We start from the raw sequence: 20,777 nt of genomic DNA on the forward strand, positions 1-20,777 counted from the left end.
AATAGAGATTAGTTAAATGAACGAAAATAAAAATATATCATCCCTAACAGCTCCCTCTCCTTCGGAGAGGGCTGGGGAGAGGCTTTGCATCCTCGGTGCCGGCGAAAGCGGTGTTGGTGCGGCCTACCTGGCACAGCAGCAGGGGTATGATGTTTTTGTTTCTGACTTTGGCGCTATAGCAGATAAGTATAAAGAACAACTACAGCAATGGAATATTCGCTTTGAAGAAAGCGGACATACAGAGGTTGAGATCCTCAGCGCTGAAGAAGTAGTAAAAAGCCCTGGTATACCTGAGAAGGCACCAATTATCAAAAAGCTGCGCGAGGCAGGCATCCCTGTAATATCTGAGATAGAGTTTGCAGGCCGCTACACCGATGCAAAAATGATATGCATAACCGGCTCTAATGGTAAAACAACCACCACCAGCCTTACTTATCATATTCTTAAAAATGCTGGGCTTAATGTAGGCCTTGCAGGCAACATCGGCAAAAGCTTTGCCTACCAGGTGGCAACAGAAAAGTTCGACTGGTATGTGCTGGAGATAAGCAGCTTTATGCTTGATGATATGTACCGTTTTAAGGCTGATGTAGCAGTGCTATTGAACATCACGCCAGACCATTTGGACAGGTATGAGTACAAGCTGGAGAATTATGCGGCATCAAAATACCGTATTACCCAGAACCAGACCGAAGCCGATTACTTTATCTATTGTGCAGATGATGCAGAAACGATAAAGGTACTTGCGGAGAAAGAAGTTGCAGCGCAACAGCTGCCGTTTTCGATAGAAAAACAACTGGTGCCGGGAGCATATCTCGATGCCGACAACCTAATTATAAACGTTAATAAACAACATTTTCAAATGTCAATCAACGAACTGGCCTTGCAGGGAAAGCACAACATCTACAATTCTATGGCTTCGGGTATCGTAGCCAAGGTGCTTGAGCTACGTAACGATACGATGAGAGAGAGCATGGGTAACTTCCGCAATATTGAGCACAGGCTCGAGTCGGTTGGCAAGATATCTGGCATCAGTTTCATAAATGATTCAAAAGCAACCAACGTAAACTCTACCTGGTACGCTTTAGAGAGCATGACAACCGATGTTGTTTTGATATTGGGCGGTGTTGATAAAGGTAATGATTACAGTATGCTGCGGGATCTGGTTAAGCAAAAGGTGAAAGCCATAGTTTGCCTTGGGAAAGATAATAAGCGCATACACGATGCCTTTGAAGATGAGGTAGAGGTAATAGTAAACACTAATTCGGCACAGGAAGCAACACAGGTGGCTTACCACCTGGCTTCAAAAGGCGATACGGTTTTACTATCGCCGGCCTGCGCAAGTTTTGATCTTTTTAAAAATTACGAAGACCGCGGCAACCAGTTTAAAGCGGCGGTAAGAGAGCTTTAGACGGCCTCTTGAAAGGGAGAACCTAAGTTTAAGATTAAATTAAGTAACAGAAAAATAAAGATAATGAGCACGACGGCAGCAGACCAAGCTACTCAAAAACTTCCTTTTAAGGGGATTGGGGCGCTCTTGAACAACGTTAAAGGAGACCGTTGGATATGGCTGATCGTGATATTGCTGTCGGTGATATCATTACTGGCGGTATACAGCTCTACCGGTACGCTGGCTTATAAAAGAGGGCAAGCTAATGAGTTCATCCTCATGAAACACCTGTTTATGATAGTAGGTGGTTTGGCGCTGATGTATTTTTCGCACCTGTTAGATTACCGTTATTATGCAGGTATATCTAAACTGCTAATGGTTATTACCATTCCATTGCTATTATACACGCTTTTGTTTGGTAATCACGTTAATGATGCCAGCCGCTGGATCTCTATCCCCGGTACCGGTTTAACGTTCCAGACATCCGATTTGGCTAAACTTGCGCTTATAACTTACCTGGCCCGTACGCTATCGCGCAAGCAAGAAAACATCAAAGACGTAAAGCAATCATTCATTCCAATTATGGGGTCGGTTTGTGTTGTCTTTATATTAATTGCATTGGCAAACTTGTCAACAGCTTTGATGTTGTTCGGTGTAAGCATTTTGTTATTGATCATCGGGCGTATCAGCATTAAGCAAATAAGCGTGGTTTGTGCAGCAGGCGCAATCTTATTGTTGGGCGTTGTGTTTTTAGGCCCTCGCCGTACCACTTACATTTCGCGTGTACATGCATTTATGCATCCTGAGACTGCTAACCCGGATAAGTCATTCCAATCGGACCATGCTAAGATAGCTATTGCTACCGGTGGTGTGTTTGGAAAGGGTCCCGGCAACAGTACAGAACGTAACTATCTGCCTCACCCATATTCAGATTTTATATACGCAACTATCATAGAAGAGTATGGTTTGCTTGGCGGGTTCGCTCTGGTGGCTATCTATCTTTTTCTGTTATACCGGTGTATAAAAATTGTAACGGCAGCACCCAAGGCTTTTGGCGCATTGCTGGCTTGTGGTTTAAGCTTTAGCCTTACCATACAAGCATTTGCCAACATGGCAGTAGCAGTTGGTTTAGGCCCGGTAACAGGTGTGCCGCTGCCACTGGTAAGTATGGGTGGTACATCAATACTGTTCACCAGCGTGGCGTTCGGTATCATCCTTTCGGTTAGCCGGGATATAGATGAACCAAAGAAAGTGGTAGTAGGTGAGATAAGGGAAGTGGCGGCGTAACCCGCAGTGATTAGAGATCGGTGATTTGAGATTAGTGATAAGGGCTCTCTTTTAGGATTTGGTTTTTAGGATTTAGAGTTTAAAATATAAAATATGAGTAAAAGGATCATCATAAGCGGCGGCGGTACAGGGGGGCACATCTTCCCAGCTGTATCTATTGCCAACGCGGTGAAAAAGCTTGATCCGGATACCGAGATACTGTTTGTAGGAGCCAATGGCCGCATGGAAATGGAAAAGGTTCCGGCGGCCGGCTATAAAATTATCGGGTTAGATATTACCGGCATCCAGCGTAAATCGCTCTGGAAAAACGTAATGTTCCCCATAAAACTGTTACGCAGTGTGCGCAAGGCCATGCAAATTATAAAAGATTTTAAGCCCGATGCCGCAGTGGGTGTGGGTGGTTTTGCTTCGGGGCCGCTGCTTTATGCAGCATCGTTACGTGGCATACCAACGCTTATACAAGAGCAAAACTCTTATGCAGGTATTACCAACAAATGGCTTGGTGCAAAGGCAAAAAAAATATGTGTGGCCTTTGATGGTATGGAAAAATTCTTCCCGTTTGAGAAGATCATCAAAACCGGTAACCCTATCCGTAAGGAGTCGGTAAATATTGCCGGCAAGCACATGCAGGCGCTGGAGTTGTACAAGCTTTCGTCATTCAAGAAAACCATCCTGATAACGGGTGGCAGCCTTGGTGCGCGCACATTGAACAACAGCATTATGGCCGGTATAGAAAAGCTGATAGCGGCTGATGTACAGGTAATATGGCAAACAGGTAAATTTCATTACCAAAGCATATTGCAGCAATTGGGGCCTGATAAACACCCCGATATTTGCGTGGTAGAGTTTCTAAACCGTATGGATCTGGCTTATGCCGCTGCTGACGTAATTATTTCACGTGCAGGGGCAGGAACCATTGCCGAGTTATGTGTGGTTAAAAAACCGGTAATATTGGTGCCTTCGCCAAATGTCGCCGAAGATCACCAAACTAAAAATGCGCTGGCACTGGTTGAAGAGCGGGCGGCAATTTTTATTGCTGATAGGGATGCCGAAGCAAAACTGGTTGACAGGGCACTTGAGTTACTAAAAGACAACGATTTACAAAAAACATTAAGCAATAACATTGGCAAACTGGCCCTGCCGGATGCCGATGAGGTAATTGCAAAAGAAGTTATCCAAATAACAAACAACAATTAAAGTAAAAGCCTCCCGCTTAGGGCGGGAGGTCTTTTTAAAAATGAGTTAGTTAGTTTCCCGGTATTATCGGGAAGAGATTAGGAGTAAAAAACTAAAAATGGAATTAAACAACATAAAACGAGTATACCTGATAGGGATCGGCGGCATAGGCATGAGTGGCCTTGCACGCTATTTCTATCACCTGGGTTGTGTTGTTTGTGGTTACGATAAAACGCATACGTCACTTACAGAGGCGTTGCATAACGAAGGTATTTGCATTGTATACGAAGATCTGAAGGACAGCATACCAATGAGTTTTCAGTCTCCTGATGAAGGAACGCTGATCATTTACACACCTGCTATCCCTAAAGATTCGGCGATACTCAATTATTTCCGTGAAAGCGGGTTTGAGCTGTACAAACGCTCGCAGGTGTTAGGCATCATCAGCAAGGGCATGTTTACCATTGCCGTTGCAGGTACGCATGGTAAAACAACCACCTCGTGCATGATAGCGCACATCTTGAAAGATTCGGGTAAAGATTGCTCGGCTTTTCTGGGTGGTATATCATCAAACTATCAAACCAATGTGCTGTATGGGCAAAACGATATTGTAGTTGTTGAGGCTGATGAGTATGACCGATCGTTCTTAACACTTCATCCAAATATCGCTATTATCACATCGATGGATGCCGATCATTTGGATATATACGGCGACCATTCAAAACTGGAAGAATCTTTCCTCCTGTTTGCTTCACAGCTTAAGCAGGGAGGTACTTTAATATACAGGCAGGGTTTGCCGTTAAACAACGGCTTTACCTACGCCATGAATGATAATGCGCAGGCTATGGCCACAAACGTACGCATTGAAGAGGGTAGCTTCTTTTTCGACTTTAACGATGGAAAGGTAAGCATACCGAACATACGTATGGGTATTGCCGGTCTGCACAATGTTGAGAATGCTACTGCAGCTATTGAAGCAGCCCTGCATGTTGATGTTGACCCTGATGCCATCCGCGAAGCGTTGGGCTCTTTCAAAGGAGTTAAGCGCCGTTTTGAGTATATTATTAAAACCTCGGAAACTATTTTTATTGATGACTATGCACACCATCCCGAGGAGTTGCGTGCTGCGATATCATCGGTAAGGAAGCTGTATCCGGAGAAAAAGCTGACGGTTATATTTCAACCCCACCTGTTCACCCGCACCCGTGATTTTGCAGATGGTTTTGCAGAGGTATTGAGCATGGCTGATGAGACCATCTTACTGGATATTTACCCGGCAAGAGAACTGCCGATTGAAGGTGTTACCAGCGAGATGATCCTTAATAAGATGACGCTTGCAAACAAACGTAAGCTGGGCAAACAGGAATGTATTGATACAATACGTAATGAAAAACCGGAGCTGCTGCTTACGGTAGGTGCAGGCGATATTGATGCAATGGTGCAACCATTAAAAAGTGCTTTAGAAAATGTTTAAGAAACGCATTTGGAAACCACTCTTAATTAGCTTGGGTTGGCTGGTAAGCCTCTCGGGCCTGGCGGTGCTCATGAGTTTCATTGAAGTAAAAAAGGCAGAATTGGTTTGCAAAAAGGTAAAGGTATTTATCCCCGGCAACCAGTACTTTATTGACAGGCAGGAGATAGATAACATTTTGGGCGCAAGTGGTAAAAACCTGGTTGGCCGCCGGTTGGAGAATATTGACATCCATGCGCTGGAAAATAAGCTAAAGCATAACCCATTTGTGGAATATGCCCGGGTTTACGAGGATATGGATGGCACCCTGCAAGTTGAGGTAGTACAACGCAAGCCTATGCTGCGTGTAATGAACCGCTTTGACCAGGATTTTTATGTAGACGAACATGGCATGAAAATGCCGCTATCGCAAAACTTTACCGCAAGGGTATTGGTTGCTAATGGTTTTATTGATGAGTTGTTTGCCAACAAGGTAGACTCGTTGCATACCGTTTTAGCAAAGGATATTTACAAAACTGCAGATTTCATCAGGAAGGATTCACTTTGGGAAGCGCAGATAGCGCAGATCTACGTGAATGAGAACCATGAGATAGAGCTGATACCGCGGGTAGGCAACCAGCGCATATTGCTGGGTAATGCCGATTCGTTGAGTACACGTTTCAATAACTTGAAAGTGTTTTACAAGCAGGCACTGCCAACTGTTGGCTGGGAAGCTTATAAAGTTATCAATATAAAATACCTTAACCAGGTAGTGGGGGTTAAGAACGAAACGCTTTTAGACTCGCTTAAACGCCGCAAGGCTTTTGAGACCGATTCGATAAAGCGTGCACAAATTAAACTGGACACGGCGAAGGCAGACAATGCGCCGGTTATAGAAAGTACGGATAAAAAGACATCTATTAAAAATTAAAAGTATGGACAAAAGTTCGACACAAGAAAAAAGCTCGCCAATTGTAGTAGGCCTTGATATTGGTACTACTAAAATTTGTGCAATTGTTGGCCGCAGGAGCAAGAATGGCAAGATCGAGATTTTAGGGATAGGAAAGGCGGAGTCGGCGGGTGTCACGCGTGGTATGGTATCAAATATTGATAAAACCGTGCAGGGCATAGTACAGGCAGTAGATGTGGCCGGTTCGCAGTCGAACGTTGAGATAAGGATCGTAAATGTTGGTATTGCCGGCCAGCACATCAAAAGTTTACAGCATAGGGGCTTAATAACTCGCCGCGACCTGTCGCAGGAAATAGGCCGTAAGGATATTGATAAACTGGTTGAAGATATGTACAACCTGGTAATGCCTCCGGGAGAAGAAATTATCCATGTGCTGCCACAGGAATTCACCGTTGATAACGAGCCGGGTATCAAAGATCCTATCGGTATGGCAGGTGTGCGCTTGGAGGCTAACTTCCATATCATATCAGGCCAGGTAACTGCCATTAAGAACATTGTAAAATGTGTTAACAAAGCACAATTGGAAAGCCAGGAACTGATCCTTGAACCACTTGCCTCATCAGAATCCGTACTGAGCGAGGAAGAAAAAGAAGCAGGCGTTGTGCTGGTAGATATAGGTGGCGGTACAACAGACGTGGCTATTTTCCACGAAGGTATTATACGCCACACTGCAGTTATTCCGTTTGGTGGTAATAGTGTAACTGAAGATATCCGCGAAGGTTGTTCGGTAATGCGCAACATAGCAGAGCAGCTGAAGGTAAGATTTGGTTCGGCCTTGGCTGAGGAGAATAAAGAGAATGAGATAGTTTGTGTTCCTGGTCTGCGTGGCCGCGAACCCAAAGAGATCTCTGTTAAAAACCTTGCGTTTGTGATACAAGCCCGTATGGAGGAGATCATAGAGCATGTTTACTACGAAATAAAATCATCAGGCTACGAGAAAAAGCTGATAGCAGGTATAGTAGTAACCGGTGGTGGTGCTCAGTTAAAACATTTAACCCAGCTTATAGAGTATGTAACCGGTTTAGATTGCCGTGTGGGTTACCCTAACGAGCACCTGGCTAAGAATGAAGTATTGCCTAAAGCCACTTACGAGGATATGCAAAGCCCTACCTACGCAACCGGTATCGGCTTACTGATAAAAGGTATCCAAAAGATGGAGTATGACGGGGTAACGGCGACACCTGCAGCTTCAACCGTTAAACAGGAAAAGGTAAAATATACCGATGACCGCAAGTTTGGCTTGCTGACCAAAATTTTAGAATCGGGTAAGAAATTTATTAAGGACGATATAAAGGATGAGGATTTCTTGAAATAGACTCACCACCAACCCCTCTTGCGAAGCAAAGAAAGGAACTAAACCCTCTTTCCGCGCAGCGAAGAGAGGGTCGACGAGCGAAGCAACGTCGGGGTGAGTAAAAACTCGCGAGGAGTTGAGACAAGGACTTTTTCCACAAACAATAACTTTTCCACATTATAAACGATTGTGGAAAAACCCTGTGGAAAAACTGTTATCATTACATTAAGTAAATCTATCTAATCGTCGAAATACATATAGCTGAAAATAAGGATTATGCAGTTTGAGATGTTAAAGGAAAAATCGTCTATCATCAAAGTTATTGGTGTTGGCGGTGGCGGCGGCAACGCAGTAAACCATATGTACAGGCAGGGAATCACCGGTGTTGATTTCATTATTTGTAACACCGATGCCCAGGCGCTCGAACTGAGCCCTATCCCAAACAAGGTGCAGTTGGGTGCAAGCTTAACTGAAGGTATGGGCGCCGGCTCTATTCCCGAAGTTGGTAAAAACTCTGCCATAGAAAACATTGATGACATTAAGGAAATGCTGGGCAGCAATACAAAAATGCTGTTCATCACCGCCGGTATGGGCGGTGGTACCGGTACCGGTGCAAGCCCTATCATAGCGAAGGCTGCCCGCGAACTGGATATCCTTACCGTAGGCATTATTACTACTCCGTTCTCTTTTGAAGGCAAGCGCCGTAAAATGCAGGCTGAGGAGGGTATGGAAGAACTTAAAAAGTATGTAGACTCATACCTGGTTATTTCAAATGACAGGCTTCGCCAGATATTTGGTAACCTAACCATGAGCTCTGCATTTGCACAGGCCGATAATATCTTAACAACTGCCGCTAAAGGTATTGCTGAGATCATTACCCTGCCCGGCTATATCAACGTTGACTTTAAAGATGTACGCACCGTTATGAAAGATAGCGGCGTATCTATAATGGGCAGCAGTAGCGCCGAAGGCGAACACCGTGCATTAAAGGCGGTTGAGGGTGCATTGGCATCTCCTCTGCTGAAAGATAACGAAATTGAAGGTGCACGTTACATCCTCCTGAACATCAGCTCTGGTGATAGCGAAGTTACCATGGATGAAGTAAGCATTATTACTGATTACATACAGGAAGAAGCCGGCCTTGCTGCAGATCTTATCTGGGGTAACTGTAAGGACGAGAACTTAGGCGATAAGTTATCGGTAACCATTATTGCTACCGGTTTCCAAACCAAAGACGAGCGCGAAAAAGAGAACAACAATAAGAAAGTAGTATCAATGCTGGTGCCTGAGAATGAGCCACTGGTAAAACCGGTAAATGAATTTATCACCCCGGTTAAAGATGATACCGACCTGGTTGCGCAGCCTTACATGAAAAGTACTGTTAAGGAAGAGCCGAAACAAACCGGTTTATTTGATCTGTTTGCCCGTGCCGAAGAGCAGGACAAACATGAAGGCAATGTTGTTAGATATAACCTTACTGAGGAAACACCTGCAGCACCGGAAGAAACCGATGCTACGGAGTTTACTTTTAAGGTGACTGAAACAGTTATGAACTTTGAGCCGGTTGCAGCGCCGATACAACAGCCCGAGCCGGAACCAGAACCGGAACCACAGGCACTTAGCGCTGATGACGGCAAAACTGATGAATCTATAGAGGAACAACTGCGTAAATCGCGTGAGCGCATTATGCGCCTTAAGGATCTGAGCATGAAACTGCGTAACGGTAACATCCAGGAACTGGAAAATGTACCGGCATACAAACGCAAAGAGATTGCATTACAACAAACACCGGCATCTGATGAAAGCCAGGTGTCAAGGTTCTCGTTACTGCCTGATAGCGATGGCAAAACCGAGATCAGGAACAACAATTCGTTCCTGCATGACAATGTCGACTAATTGATTAAACCCTATCCCAAGCCTTTCAAATTAACTTTGGAAGGCTTTTTACTTTCCTAAACCTTTCTAAAAAAGCTGGTTCAAACAAATTGGCTATAAGTTAGTTTTGCAACAAAGCGCCCATTTGTGGTTTAACCAGCCTGCCTTAGGCTATATTTGATGTGTTATTTTTTAGAGAGAAACTATTTTGGATTTATTTGACAAGATCAATAAGAACGTTGGGGGGCCGATAGGGCAGCACCAAAAGTGGTCGCACGGATATTTTTCGTTCCCAAAGTTAGAAGGTGAGATAGCACCTCACATGCAATTTAATGGCAAAACTCACCTGGTGTGGAGCCTTAATAATTACCTGGGTTTAGCCAACCACCCCGAAGTGCGCGAGGCTGATGCTAAAGCGGCTGCTGATTACGGAATGGCTTACCCCATGGGTGCCAGGATGATGTCGGGCAATACAAAACATCACGAAGAACTGGAGAACGATCTCGCTAAGTTTGTAGGCAAAGAGGCGGCCTTTTTATTGAACTACGGCTACCAGGGTATGGTGTCTATTATAGATGCACTGGTTGACCGTAATGACGTTATTGTGTACGATGCTGAATCGCACGCCTGCATCATTGATGGCGTTCGCCTGCATATGGGTAAACGCTTTGTTTACAAGCATAACGATGTGGATAGCTTTGAAAAGCAATTACAACGCGCAGAGCGTATCACTATGCAAACCGGTGGCGGCATCCTGGTGATCACCGAAGGTGTTTTTGGTATGTCTGGTGCACAGGGTAAGCTAAAAGAGATAGTTGCACTTAAAGACAGGTATAAGTTCCGCATATTGGTTGATGATGCGCACGGCTTTGGCACTATGGGTGAAACAGGTGCAGGTACCCATGAGGCGCAGGATTGCGTTGAGGAGATCGATATCTTTTTTGGAACCTTTGCCAAATCAATGGCAGGCATAGGCGCTTTTGTGGCAGCTGATAGTCAGATCATCAGTTACCTGCGCTATAATATGCGTTCGCAAACCTTCGCCAAGGCATTGCCTATGCCAATGGTGATAGGTTTAAAAAAACGTTTTGAACTCCTTAAATCAAAACCAGAGCTGCGCGAAAAATTATGGAAGGTAGCTACAACCCTGCAAAAAGGTTTAGTTGAACATGGCTTTGACATTGGTGTAACCAACAGTATGGTAACCCCGGTGTTTTTAAAAGGAGACCTGATGGAAGCAACAAGCCTTACCCGCGATCTGCGAGAGAACCATGATATATTCTGTTCTATTGTGGTGTATCCGGTTATTCCTAAAGGCTTAATTATGCTTAGGCTGATACCAACCGCCTTGCACACCCTTGATGACGTACAGAAGACGCTAATAGCCTTTGCCGCGGTAGCAGCAAAACTTACCGACGGGCACTACAAGGAAGCTATCGCATCATAGATTTTAGAAAAAAGTTTATTATCCTGCGCAAAACACGCAGGATTTTTTTGTTTATGCCCTTTAAAGCAAATGGATGCGGTTTTTATAACTAAAAAGGCCTTTGGTTAAACGTTAAATAAAAAAATTATGCGTTAGTAAATAAAAACACAATAAATGTCAAACTGGCCTTTAAACAGCTGTTGCGGTATACTTCAAAAAGCTTTAGAAACTGCTTGTTTACAGCTAAAAATGTGGAAAAAAACCGCGTAGATGCCCTTTTATTATACCTAAAAAAATTTTTAATTTAGATAAAAGCAATTAGCTTAGCTTTAATTAAACAGTAAACCTCAAATTTAAAGGAGTAGTCACAATGAAAAAATTCGAAGAAGTAAAACAACTGGTTGCATCATTAGAGGCAGATGCTGACAAATTTTACAACAAAGGTAACAGCGCTGCTGGTACCCGCGTTCGTAAAGGTATGCAGGATCTTAAGAACTTAGCACAAGCTATCCGTCTTGAGGTTCAGGACACCAAAAACAAAGAATAATTTGCCCGCATAAGGTTAATTTACTTTTAAAAATAAAAAATCCGGCAGCTGAGAAGTTACCGGATTTTTTATTTGATTATTATTCTATGTGTCATTGCGAGCGATAGCGCGGCAATCTCCTCGCGTTAATGTCAGCGATGAGGTTGCTACGTCGCTCACGCTCCTCACAATGACATGGGTATGTAAAAGACGGGGCTCTTACTTCACCACCTTCAACTGCTCGCCGATCTTTGCATCAGCAGCGGCGCTAACATTAACCAGCGGAAGGCGTACGGTATCGCCGCAAACGCCTAATTGCCTCAGTGCTGATTTTACACCTGCGGGGCTGCCTTCGGCAAACATAAGGCGGGTAAACTCTATCATACTATAATGCGAAGCGTGTGCGCCTTTAAAATCGCCCGCAAGGCATTTTCTGATCATGTCTGAAAACTGGCGCGGCAAAGCGTTACCAACTACAGATATCACACCAACGCCGCCCATTGCAACCATTTGTAACGAGATGGGATCATCACCGGATATCACCAAAAAATCTTCCGGTTTATCGCGGAACAGTTGGTTCAGCAGGTCGAAATTTCCGGATGCTTCCTTTATACCGATGATGTTATTAAATTCTTTGGCTAAACGCACGGTAGTTTCTGCAGCCACAGAAGAACCTGTGCGGCTTGGTACGTTGTACAGGATGATCGGTAGTTTTGCAGCTTCGGCGATAGACTTATAGTGCTGGTAAATACCTTCCTGCGTAGGTTTATTGTAATGCGGACTTGCCGAAAGGATTGCGTCATAGCCATCGATATTAAATTCAGCAATTTCGGCAACAGTTTCGCGTGTGTTGTTGCCGCCAATGCCGGCAACAAGCGCAACACGTTTATTCACGGTCTTAGCAGTAAACTCCCACACCTTCTTCTTCTCTTCCTTGCTCAATGTGGCGCTTTCGCCGGTTGTGCCTAATGATACGAGGTACTCCACCCCGCCATCAATCAGATGGTCTATCAGCTTACCTAAAGCCGGGTAGTCCACCTCTCCGTCTGCCTGAAAAGGAGTAACCATTGCCACTCCTGTTCCGTGAAATCTGTTCATGTTCAAATATTAAAGGTCGCTAAGATAATAATTAGAGATTAGAGGCCGGAGATTAGTGACCAGTTTTTTACAGAACTGCTTTGATTTGGGTGTTTCCCGCCGTTCGGCAGGCCGGGCTTTTCGTTCATACGCCGCCGGGCATTAGGCACATGGCCTGTATCCGTTGCAATCCCTAACGCAAAGGTTGTCTGAATCAGGATTCACGGGATTAATGAATTATCAGGATTAAAGTTTTGGGATAATAAATAGCAAGAAATTTTCCTATCCTCTTTTCGCGAAGCGAAGAGAGATGCGACGATCCGCCGGTAGGCTGAGATGTAGGGGTGAGTAAATTTGCGAGGTAACTCACCCCGCGACACTTTGTGCGCGACCCTCTCTGCTTCGCAAAGAGGGTGAAAAGTAAATGCGCGATGTGTTGTAGTTTTACTGACAAATACGTGTCAGCGTTCACGGTGTTCACAAGCGTTCATGGCGTGAACGTGAACACTTTCGCTTTTGATCTGAGTTTGTCGCTTTCAGTCTGAACTTTTCGAACACCCTTTCGCCTAATGAGCTGTTAGTCCACCTCACCATCAAATCTTTGTTTAAATTATCCCATGCAACACACCGCCTTCGGCACCCATAGCATCAACAGTTTTCTCAACTGCAGGGTCGCGCTCCAATACTGGTGCATGGTGGGGTTTAATGCGTGCATCAACGATCAGCGGGCCGCGGCAGCCCCAGTGTTTGTTCTCGGTAAAACTGTTGATACCGTAAATATCATGACTTGGATTGCTACGGGTAAACGTTACCCAAACCAGGTTATCGATAGTGGCGGCAGTGAACGCGGCATCGTCGCAAAGGACTATCAAAGGCAGACCGTTTAAATCAGCCTCGCCTAAATGTTCCTGCAGAAACTCCAGTATCAGCGGCAGATCGCTCTGGCGGATGTTCTTTGGCACTTCTACGGCCAGTACGCCCGGCATAGCCATTTTGTAATTCACAATAGGGCGCGGCAGATCGAAACTGGCAGGCAGCTCCGTCCATAACTCGCGTTTAATGGCACCAGCAACGGTAACCGCCACTTTACTGCCGCTGTTAAGGCCTTCGCCGCTGTAATCCAGCGTATCGATAGTAGTGCGGGTATGGAAATGCAGGTCGCGGGTTAGGTCCACGCGTTGCAGTATGTGTTTCAGGAATGCACCAATGTCATTGACATCCAGTTGAGGGTTATCTTCCTTCGCCGCAATGAAAAGATACTTGGCAAGGCTCAATTGCCCTTTACCTAAAATATGATTGGCAATGGTTATCAGTTCTGCAGGGTGGCGCTCCTTAACATAAGGTGTATAACGCTCGCTGCCGATGGCAAAAAGCAATGGGTGCACACCTGCAGCATCCACAGCGTTAACGGCGTGCAGGCCGGGTATTTCTTTTGGAATAGCACTACCAGTTATCTCATGTATGAGTGCGCCAAAACTTGTATCCTCCTGCGGAGGTCTGCCCACTACCGTGAACGACCAAACAGCATCCTTGCGATGGTAAACATTATGCACCTTCATCAGCGGGAAGGGGTGGGTGAGGCTGTAATAACCTAAATGGTCGCCAAATGGGCCTTCGGATTTGTTTTCCATCGGCATAACCGTGCCGGTGATCACAAAGTCAGCATCAGCGGAGATACAGAAACCCTCAGCATCATAAAAATAACGAAAACGACGGTTGCCCAATGCCCCGGCGAAGGTCATCTCGCTTAATCCCTCGGGCAGCGGCATAACCGCAGCAACCGGGTGCGATGGCGGGCCGCCAACAAATATGCTCACCTTTAAAGGTTGTCCCTTGGCATTGGCCTTGGTTTGGTGTACACCGATACCGCGGTGCAACTGGTAGTGCAGGCCTATCTCTTTATCCTGCACGTAATCATTACCACCAAGCTGGATACGGTACATCCCCAGGTTGGCATTCATAATGCCCGGCTTATCGATGTCTTCAGTATAAACCTGCGGCATGGTTACAAATGGGCCGCCATCCATGGGCCAGTTTACCACTTGCGGTAGTTCGCTTATCTGCGTACGGCCAAATGCTACCGGTGCATTTTTGCCTACACGCATCGGCAAAGCCGATAAAGCTGTTAAGGCAGTATTGGCATATTTGAAAGGATTTTTAATGGCTGTGATAGGGTCGTTTTTGATATCGACCAGGGTTTTTATCTTCTCCAATGTATCCCTGAAGATAAATTTCGACCTATCCAACGTACCAAAAAGGTTAGATATAGCCGGGAACTTACCGCCTTTTACATTCTCAAAAAGTATGGCAGGGCCCTCATTCTCAAACACGCGCAAATGTATCGCCGCCATTTGCAGATAAGGGTCAACTTCCTGTTTTATGCGTACGAGGTGACCATGTTTCTCAAGATCGGCTATGCAGGCTTGTAAGCTTTTGTATCCCATTTGGTGCCAAAGATATTATATAATGCGGTCAATAAGAAGTTGCAAAAGCTTACCTTTACCGCAATCAATTATACCAACTCATGTCGGTACTTGTTTTTACTGCTATTATTCTTGTAGGCGCTTATTTCGCTGGGTTGTTAGGCTCTTTAACAGGGCTGGGCGGCGGTGTTGTTATCATCCCTTTACTTACTATTTTACTGGGTGTAAACATCCATTATGCTATCGGCGCTTCTTTAATATCGGTAATTGCAACCTCATCGGGTTCGGCAGCAGCATATGTAAAAGAGGGCATAACCAATATTCGGCTAGGGATGTTCCTGGAAATAGCTACTACCATAGGTGCGCTGGTTGGCGCATTAATAGCGGTTTATATACCAACGCAATTTATTGCCATCCTTTTTGGCCTTATTCTGATCTTCTCAGCTTTGATGTCGCTACGTAAGAAGGCGGAGACAATTATAGCTAAACCAACTTACCTGGCAGCCAAACTTAAACTACACGGCAGCTATCCAAATGGTAAAGGCGAGCAGATAGATTACGGGGTAACCCATGTAAGCGGCGGCTTTTTTATGATGCTGTTTGCCGGCGTTATATCTGGTTTGTTAGGCATTGGTTCTGGTGCGCTTAAGGTTATTGCTATGGATACCATTATGCGTATCCCGTTCAAAGTATCAACCACCACCAGTAATTTCATGATAGGGGTAACGGCTGCGGCAAGCGCCGTGGTATACCTGCAGCGTGGCTATATCGATCCGGGCATTTCGATGCCGGTGGTTATTGGCGTATTGCTTGGCGCCATGACGGGTTCAAAAATTTTGGTACACACCAAATCATCAGGCTGGCTAAGATGGGTGTTTGCCATTGTGGTAACCTTCCTCGCCGGGCAAATGATCTATAATGGGGTGATGGGAAGGATTTAATTGGTGAGTAGAGATTAGTGAATGATTTCTAAAACACTATATTTAACACTCTGCATAACCACTAATTAACCAATCTCTGATCAACTAATCTCTAACCATGAAACGCCTGCTTTCCAATCTTACTTTCCAGGTTATTGTTGCTATCCTGCTGGGGGTATTGGTAGGCTTGTACTTTAAAGATTTTGCGCCCACGGCGCAATTGATCAGCAAGACTTTCATCAGCCTGATCACCATGCTGATAGCGCCGATTATATTTTTTACGATAGTGCTGGGTATTGCAGGTATGAGCGATATGAAAAAGGTTGGCCGGGTTGGAGGGAAGGCTTTGCTTTATTTTGAATTGGTAACCACCCTTGCTTTGGTGATAGGCGTTGCTGTTGCAAATATCATTAAGCCTGGTTCAAACTTCATTAATAACCACGTAAAGGTAGATTCGTCTAAACTGGCAGAATATGAAAAGGCCGCCGCTAACATGAAATGGGGCGAATTTTTCGCCCACATCGTTCCGGGGAACTTGTTCAAAGCCTTTGCTGATGGCGATATCCTGCAAATATTGTTCTTCGCTATTCTGTTTGGTTTTGGCTTAAGCCGCATGGGAAAGGCAGGCGAATCGCTGATACAAACGTTTGATAAACTGTCTAAGGTGTTCTTCAACATCATGAAGATAGTGATGAAGGTTGCACCGCTTGGCGCATTCGGCGGGATGGCATACACCATCAGCACCTACGGAATAAAAACGCTGCAGCCATTAGCCATGCTGATGGGTTCGGTTTACCTGACCATGTTTCTGTTCATCTTCGTGGTGCTCAACATTATTGCTGCGTTGTTTAAGTTTAGCTTGTGGCAATATCTAAAGCATATCAAAGAAGAAATACTTATCGTTTTGGGTACGTCCTCATCAGAATCGGCATTGCCGGGAATGATGGAAAAACTGGAAAAGTTTGGCTGTTCAAGATCTGTGGTAGGCTTGGTTATTCCGGCCGGTTATTCCTTTAACCTGGATGGCACTACCATCTATCTTTCAATGGCTACCATATTTTTAGCACAGGTTTTTAAGATCGATCTTTCGTTGGAGCAACAGCTTACCATCATCGGGATATTAATGCTTACCTCAAAAGGTGCAGCAGGCGTAACCGGGAGCGGGTTTATCGTACTTACCTCAACGTTGGCCGCCATTAAAGTGATTCCGGTAGAGGGTGTGGCGATCCTGTTGGGAGTAGACCGCTTTATGAGCGAGGCTCGTGCTATCACTAACGTTATAGGCAATGGCGTAGCTACTATTGTGATCGCGAAAAGTGAGGGGGAGTTTAGCTCAAGCCACACAGCCTCCTGAAGGGGGCGTACTAATTTAAAATCCCTTTCTTAAAATCAACTTGTGTGGGCGCATCCTTTCCTCTAAGATTTTTGTAGCGCGTATAATTCTCTTTGATGTACTGCATCAGGTTGTAATCCGTCATGCCGTCTATAAGGTATTGAGGCGGCTGATAGTTAGCCATAAAAGTATCCAAAGAGTCACCTTTCATGCCGGTTACTTTGGTTACGAGGCCGCGGTTGAAACGCAGGGCAACGTGATTCTCATGTTCAAGCCTTAACATCGCTTGCTGCAATCTATATTGCTTGGTTTTCTTTTTAAAGATGGTTTTATAAAGTGATAACAGGTCAACGTTTACAAAGGCAAAAGGGGCATCTGTGCTGCTATGGTGCATCACATCTGTAAGCGCCGGGCCTTTAAACGCAAACTCTTTTGCGAATATTCGCCGGTTATCCAACGAATCCTGCAGGTAGCGTTTATAAGCAGAGATGGTTACACCGCGCAAACGGTAGGTTTCGGGTATGAGTTCTATTAATTTTAATTGTCCGCTGAAAGGCGTTACCGGGATCACTACAGGTTTATAACCCATGGTTTTTATTTTAATGGTATCGCTTATCTGCCTTACGCGTACGGTAAAGCCGCCGGCCTCATTAGTGAATACATTTGTTCCGCTTGTTGATACAAGGATAAAAGGCATCGGTTTTTTGGTGTCTTTTTCTACCACAAAACCGCTCACGTTTTGCGCCGATACTTTTAAACTGAAAACAACAAGTATTAAAAAGGCAAGGTTTTTCATTGCGGGCGCTTTGCAACTAAATTAAGTAGTCAAAAAGTTAATTAAAAGATATTTAACAGTTTTTAACCGCTTAAACCAATCGGTTTCTTGTTCTATTGGGCGTTTTTACAATGAGAGATCCGGCATAAAAATTAAAAACTGATTAAGGTTAACATCTTTTAAACCGGCCGACCGGGTTACCGCCAACAATTGCGAAAATATTTTGACGTAAAAATGCCATCAAGGCTAAAAATAAGTTTGACTTTAAGGGCAATAACTTTAGCTTTGCCATACAAAAATCAAAAGCCGATGAGCGTTCTCGTAAATAAAGATTCAAAAGTTATCGTACAAGGTTTCACAGGTAAAGAAGGTTCATACCATGCTGAGCAAATGATAGCCTATGGTACACAGGTTGTTGGTGGTGTTACGCCGGGCAAAGGTGGCCAAAGCCATTTAGACCGCCCTGTGTTTAACACAGTGAAAGATGCAGTTGACCAGACCGGTGCCGACGTATCTATCATTTTTGTTCCGCCTGCGTTTGGTGCTGATGCTATTATGGAAGCTGCCGAAGCAGGTATTAAAGTTATAGTATGTATCACCGAGGGTATCCCAACAAAGGATATGATCGAGGTTAAAGAATATATCAGTGATAAAAACACCCGTTTAATTGGCCCTAACTGCCCTGGTATCATCACTGCTGATGAAGCTAAAATTGGTATTATGCCTGGGTTTATCTTCAAAAAAGGTAATGTGGGTGTGGTATCAAAATCTGGTACCTTAACTTATGAAGCTGTTGACCAGGTTGTTAAAGCCGGTTTAGGTATCACTACTGCTATTGGTATCGGTGGCGACCCTATTATTGGTACACCAACCAAAGAAGCTGTTGAATTGTTAATGAATGATCCTGATACGCATGGTATCATCATGATCGGTGAAATCGGTGGTGGTATGGAAGCAGAAGCTGCCCGTTGGATAAAAGAGCATGGCACTAAACCTGTTGTAGGCTTTATTGCCGGCCAAACTGCGCCTCCGGGCCGCCGTATGGGCCACGCGGGTGCTATTGTTGGTGGCGCTGATGATACTGCTGCTGCAAAAATGAAGATCATGGCAGAGTGTGGTATCCGCGTTGTAGAATCTCCTGCTGAAATTGGCGCTGCTATGGCAGAAGAATTAGCAAAAAAATAGATTCAGGACTTTTAGAGTCAGGAATTAAGATATATAAGTCCCGGTCAATTTTTGACCGGGATTTTTTTTTGTTTTTAGAAGATTGATAATTGAAGAATTTTTAAAATTCTTTTAATTCCGGGTCAGATCATTAAATTAGATGTAAAGCCTCATCTATGCGCAAATATTTTTACCTGCTGCTTTTTGTTTCGTCGGGCGCTTTCGCTCAATACAAGCCAGCCACTTTTACTGATCCCGACCGGTTAAAGAAAATTGAAGCTACTTACAGCGTTATCGACAGTGTTTATAAACACCAGGCAGAAGCAATGCATATACCAGGCCTTGCTTACGGCATTGTGGTTGATGGTAAGCTGGTGCATACCGGCAATGTAGGTTATACTGATATTGCCACTAAAACACCGGTTTCTTCGCAATCTGATTTCCGCATTGCATCCATGAGTAAAAGCTTCACCGCCATGGCAATTTTAAAGCTGCGCGACGAGGGCAGGCTTAAACTTGATGATCCGGCGTATTTCTATATACCGGAGATGAAGAACAACAAGTATCTCACCAAGGATGCTGCGCCGGTAACCATCCGCCACCTGTTAACCCATTCGGCAGGTTACCCGGAAGACAATCCGTGGGGCGACAGGCAGCTTGCCGTAAGCGATGCGGACCTGATCAATATTTATAAAAAAGGTGTCTCGTTTTCTCATAACCCTGGTCAGGGTTATGAGTACAGTAACCTGGGGTTTGCCACTTTAGGATATATCATTAAAAAGGTTAGTGGCAAAACCTATGAACAATATATCAACGAGAATATCCTTAAGCCACTCGGTATGACCCATACTTACTGGGAGTATAATAATGTACCCCAAGATAAACTTGCGCATGGTTACCGCTGGTTGGATGGGCAGTGGGTGGAGCAACCTTTGCTGCATGATGGCGCTTACGGGGCCATGGGCGGTTTAATCACTACTATTGAAGATTTTAGCAAGTACATGGCCCTGCATATGGATGCCTGGCCGCCTCGGGATGATGCGGAAAAAGGTCCGGTAAAGCGTAGTTCGATCCGCGAGATGCATTATCCATGGGATGTTAATTATATTAATCAATATTCGCTTAATCCGTCTAAACCTTGCGCTTCTGTTTCGGCATATGCTTACGGATTGCGATGGGTTAAAGACTGCGAAGGACGAGTTTTTGTAGGTCATACCGGCGGCTTGCCGGGCTTTGGCAGCCAATGGAATATCATGCCCGAGTATGGCATTGGCGTTGTGTGTTTTGCCAACCTTACTTATGCAAGTGCCGGCAAACTAAACAACATGGTGTTAGATACTTTGCTTCAATTGTCAAAAATCCAACCCCGTAAATTGCCTCCGTCAAAAGTGCTTACCCAACGACGTGACGAGTTGGTGAAGCTACTACCCGGTTGGAGTAACGCACAAGCAACCCGCATTTTCGCCGATAATTTTTTTCTTGATTACTTTCCTGATAAATTAAAAGCTGAGGCAACTGCAATATTTACCAAAGCCGGTAAGATCGTTAGCGTGGGGGATGTGGTACCTGAAAATAACCTACGTGGCTATTTTATCCTTACAGGCGAAACAGCGAAGATCAAAATATCTTTTACGCTTACCCCGGAGAATCCGCCGTTAATACAGGAGTATCATATTGGGTTGGTGGAGTAAATA

General features: G+C 44.7%; 16 protein-coding genes. 13 read left to right on the forward strand and 3 right to left on the reverse strand.

From position 1 onward, the window contains the following. Nucleotides 1-16: 16 nt before the first annotated feature. The 9 genes from murD to INP83_RS08605 all read left to right on the forward strand — a co-directional run bounded on the left by murD (nt 17) and on the right by INP83_RS08605 (nt 11,412). Nucleotides 17-1,408 carry a UDP-N-acetylmuramoyl-L-alanine--D-glutamate ligase gene (gene murD / locus INP83_RS08565; RefSeq protein WP_219127079.1) on the forward strand — a complete coding sequence of 464 codons (1,392 nt, stop codon included), beginning with the start codon at nt 17-19 and terminating at the stop codon, nt 1,406-1,408. A gap of 63 nt (nt 1,409-1,471) precedes the next feature. Beyond that, nucleotides 1,472-2,674: an FtsW/RodA/SpoVE family cell cycle protein gene (locus INP83_RS08570; protein ID WP_219127080.1), complete on the forward strand. Its 1,203-nt coding sequence runs from the start codon at nt 1,472-1,474 to the stop codon at nt 2,672-2,674. Nucleotides 2,675-2,767: 93 nt separating this feature from the next. Then, nucleotides 2,768-3,871: an undecaprenyldiphospho-muramoylpentapeptide beta-N-acetylglucosaminyltransferase gene (gene murG / locus INP83_RS08575; RefSeq protein ID WP_219127081.1), complete on the forward strand. Its 1,104-nt coding sequence runs from the start codon at nt 2,768-2,770 to the stop codon at nt 3,869-3,871. Nucleotides 3,872-3,968: 97 nt separating this feature from the next. Continuing rightward, nucleotides 3,969-5,324 carry a UDP-N-acetylmuramate--L-alanine ligase gene (gene murC, locus INP83_RS08580; protein ID WP_219127082.1) on the forward strand — a complete coding sequence of 452 codons (1,356 nt, stop codon included), beginning with the start codon at nt 3,969-3,971 and terminating at the stop codon, nt 5,322-5,324. Continuing rightward, the gene (locus tag INP83_RS08585; RefSeq protein ID WP_219127083.1) at nt 5,317-6,231 is read left to right on the forward strand and encodes a cell division protein FtsQ/DivIB; all 915 of its coding nucleotides are present in this window, start codon (nt 5,317-5,319) and stop codon (nt 6,229-6,231) included. The genes murC and INP83_RS08585 overlap by 8 nt, the downstream gene beginning before the upstream one ends. Nucleotides 6,232-6,235: 4 nt before the next feature. Beyond that, nucleotides 6,236-7,585 (forward strand): cell division protein FtsA, encoded by a 1,350-nt coding sequence (gene ftsA / locus INP83_RS08590; RefSeq protein WP_146268729.1) that lies wholly within the window; start codon nt 6,236-6,238, stop codon nt 7,583-7,585. 255 nt (nt 7,586-7,840) lie between these two features. Further along, a complete protein-coding gene (ftsZ, locus tag INP83_RS08595; protein ID WP_219127084.1) occupies nt 7,841-9,460 on the forward strand; it encodes a cell division protein FtsZ in 1,620 nt (539 codons plus the stop codon). A 187-nt stretch (nt 9,461-9,647) separates the two neighbouring features. Continuing rightward, on the forward strand, nt 9,648-10,886 hold the full coding sequence (locus tag INP83_RS08600; RefSeq protein WP_219127085.1) for a pyridoxal phosphate-dependent aminotransferase family protein: 1,239 nt from the start codon (nt 9,648-9,650) through the stop codon (nt 10,884-10,886). A 349-nt stretch (nt 10,887-11,235) separates the two neighbouring features. Continuing rightward, nucleotides 11,236-11,412 (forward strand): histone H1, encoded by a 177-nt coding sequence (locus tag INP83_RS08605; RefSeq protein WP_146268726.1) that lies wholly within the window; start codon nt 11,236-11,238, stop codon nt 11,410-11,412. Between the two features lie 198 nt (nt 11,413-11,610). Here INP83_RS08605 and dapA read toward each other — a convergent pair whose 3' ends face one another. Both dapA and INP83_RS08615 read right to left on the reverse strand, forming a co-directional pair. Beyond that, nucleotides 11,611-12,489 carry a 4-hydroxy-tetrahydrodipicolinate synthase gene (gene dapA, locus INP83_RS08610; protein ID WP_219127086.1) on the reverse strand — a complete coding sequence of 293 codons (879 nt, stop codon included), beginning with the start codon at nt 12,487-12,489 and terminating at the stop codon, nt 11,611-11,613. A 584-nt stretch (nt 12,490-13,073) separates the two neighbouring features. After that, nucleotides 13,074-14,912: a UbiD family decarboxylase gene (locus INP83_RS08615; protein ID WP_219127087.1), complete on the reverse strand. Its 1,839-nt coding sequence runs from the start codon at nt 14,910-14,912 to the stop codon at nt 13,074-13,076. An 80-nt stretch (nt 14,913-14,992) separates the two neighbouring features. Here INP83_RS08615 and INP83_RS08620 point away from each other — a divergent pair, with 80 nt between their 5' ends. Continuing rightward, nucleotides 14,993-15,832: a sulfite exporter TauE/SafE family protein gene (locus INP83_RS08620; RefSeq protein WP_219127088.1), complete on the forward strand. Its 840-nt coding sequence runs from the start codon at nt 14,993-14,995 to the stop codon at nt 15,830-15,832. Nucleotides 15,833-15,929: 97 nt separating this feature from the next. Continuing rightward, nucleotides 15,930-17,165: a C4-dicarboxylate transporter DctA gene (dctA, locus tag INP83_RS08625; protein WP_219127089.1), complete on the forward strand. Its 1,236-nt coding sequence runs from the start codon at nt 15,930-15,932 to the stop codon at nt 17,163-17,165. Between the two features lie 10 nt (nt 17,166-17,175). Here dctA and INP83_RS08630 read toward each other — a convergent pair whose 3' ends face one another. Beyond that, nucleotides 17,176-17,940, reverse strand: a complete 765-nt coding sequence (locus INP83_RS08630; RefSeq protein WP_219127090.1) for a carboxypeptidase-like regulatory domain-containing protein — start codon at nt 17,938-17,940, stop codon at nt 17,176-17,178. A gap of 288 nt (nt 17,941-18,228) precedes the next feature. Here INP83_RS08630 and sucD point away from each other — a divergent pair, with 288 nt between their 5' ends. Next, on the forward strand, nt 18,229-19,104 hold the full coding sequence (sucD, locus tag INP83_RS08635; RefSeq protein ID WP_146268718.1) for a succinate--CoA ligase subunit alpha: 876 nt from the start codon (nt 18,229-18,231) through the stop codon (nt 19,102-19,104). Between the two features lie 155 nt (nt 19,105-19,259). After that, nucleotides 19,260-20,774, forward strand: a complete 1,515-nt coding sequence (locus INP83_RS08640) for a serine hydrolase (protein WP_219127091.1) — start codon at nt 19,260-19,262, stop codon at nt 20,772-20,774. The last annotated feature ends 3 nt before the right edge of the window (nt 20,775-20,777 follow it).

The organism is Mucilaginibacter sp. 21P (assembly GCF_019331605.1).
GTDB lineage: Bacteria > Bacteroidota > Bacteroidia > Sphingobacteriales > Sphingobacteriaceae > Mucilaginibacter > Mucilaginibacter achroorhodeus.

Bases quoted from the DNA above. Each gene is read 5' to 3' on its own strand.
- murD (WP_219127079.1), top strand. From the start codon at position 17: ATGAACGAAAATAAAAATATATCATCCCTAACAGCTCCCTCTCCTTCG.
- INP83_RS08570 (WP_219127080.1), top strand. From the start codon at position 1,472: ATGAGCACGACGGCAGCAGACCAAGCTACTCAAAAACTTCCTTTTAAG.
- murG (WP_219127081.1), top strand. From the start codon at position 2,768: ATGAGTAAAAGGATCATCATAAGCGGCGGCGGTACAGGGGGGCACATC.
- murC (WP_219127082.1), top strand. From the start codon at position 3,969: ATGGAATTAAACAACATAAAACGAGTATACCTGATAGGGATCGGCGGC.
- INP83_RS08585 (WP_219127083.1), top strand. From the start codon at position 5,317: ATGTTTAAGAAACGCATTTGGAAACCACTCTTAATTAGCTTGGGTTGG.
- ftsA (WP_146268729.1), top strand. From the start codon at position 6,236: ATGGACAAAAGTTCGACACAAGAAAAAAGCTCGCCAATTGTAGTAGGC.
- ftsZ (WP_219127084.1), top strand. From the start codon at position 7,841: ATGCAGTTTGAGATGTTAAAGGAAAAATCGTCTATCATCAAAGTTATT.
- INP83_RS08605 (WP_146268726.1), top strand. From the start codon at position 11,236: ATGAAAAAATTCGAAGAAGTAAAACAACTGGTTGCATCATTAGAGGCA.
- dapA (WP_219127086.1), bottom strand. From the start codon at position 12,489: ATGAACAGATTTCACGGAACAGGAGTGGCAATGGTTACTCCTTTTCAG.
- INP83_RS08615 (WP_219127087.1), bottom strand. From the start codon at position 14,912: ATGGGATACAAAAGCTTACAAGCCTGCATAGCCGATCTTGAGAAACAT.
- INP83_RS08620 (WP_219127088.1), top strand. From the start codon at position 14,993: ATGTCGGTACTTGTTTTTACTGCTATTATTCTTGTAGGCGCTTATTTC.
- dctA (WP_219127089.1), top strand. From the start codon at position 15,930: ATGAAACGCCTGCTTTCCAATCTTACTTTCCAGGTTATTGTTGCTATC.
- INP83_RS08630 (WP_219127090.1), bottom strand. From the start codon at position 17,940: ATGAAAAACCTTGCCTTTTTAATACTTGTTGTTTTCAGTTTAAAAGTA.
- sucD (WP_146268718.1), top strand. From the start codon at position 18,229: ATGAGCGTTCTCGTAAATAAAGATTCAAAAGTTATCGTACAAGGTTTC.
- INP83_RS08640 (WP_219127091.1), top strand. From the start codon at position 19,260: ATGCGCAAATATTTTTACCTGCTGCTTTTTGTTTCGTCGGGCGCTTTC.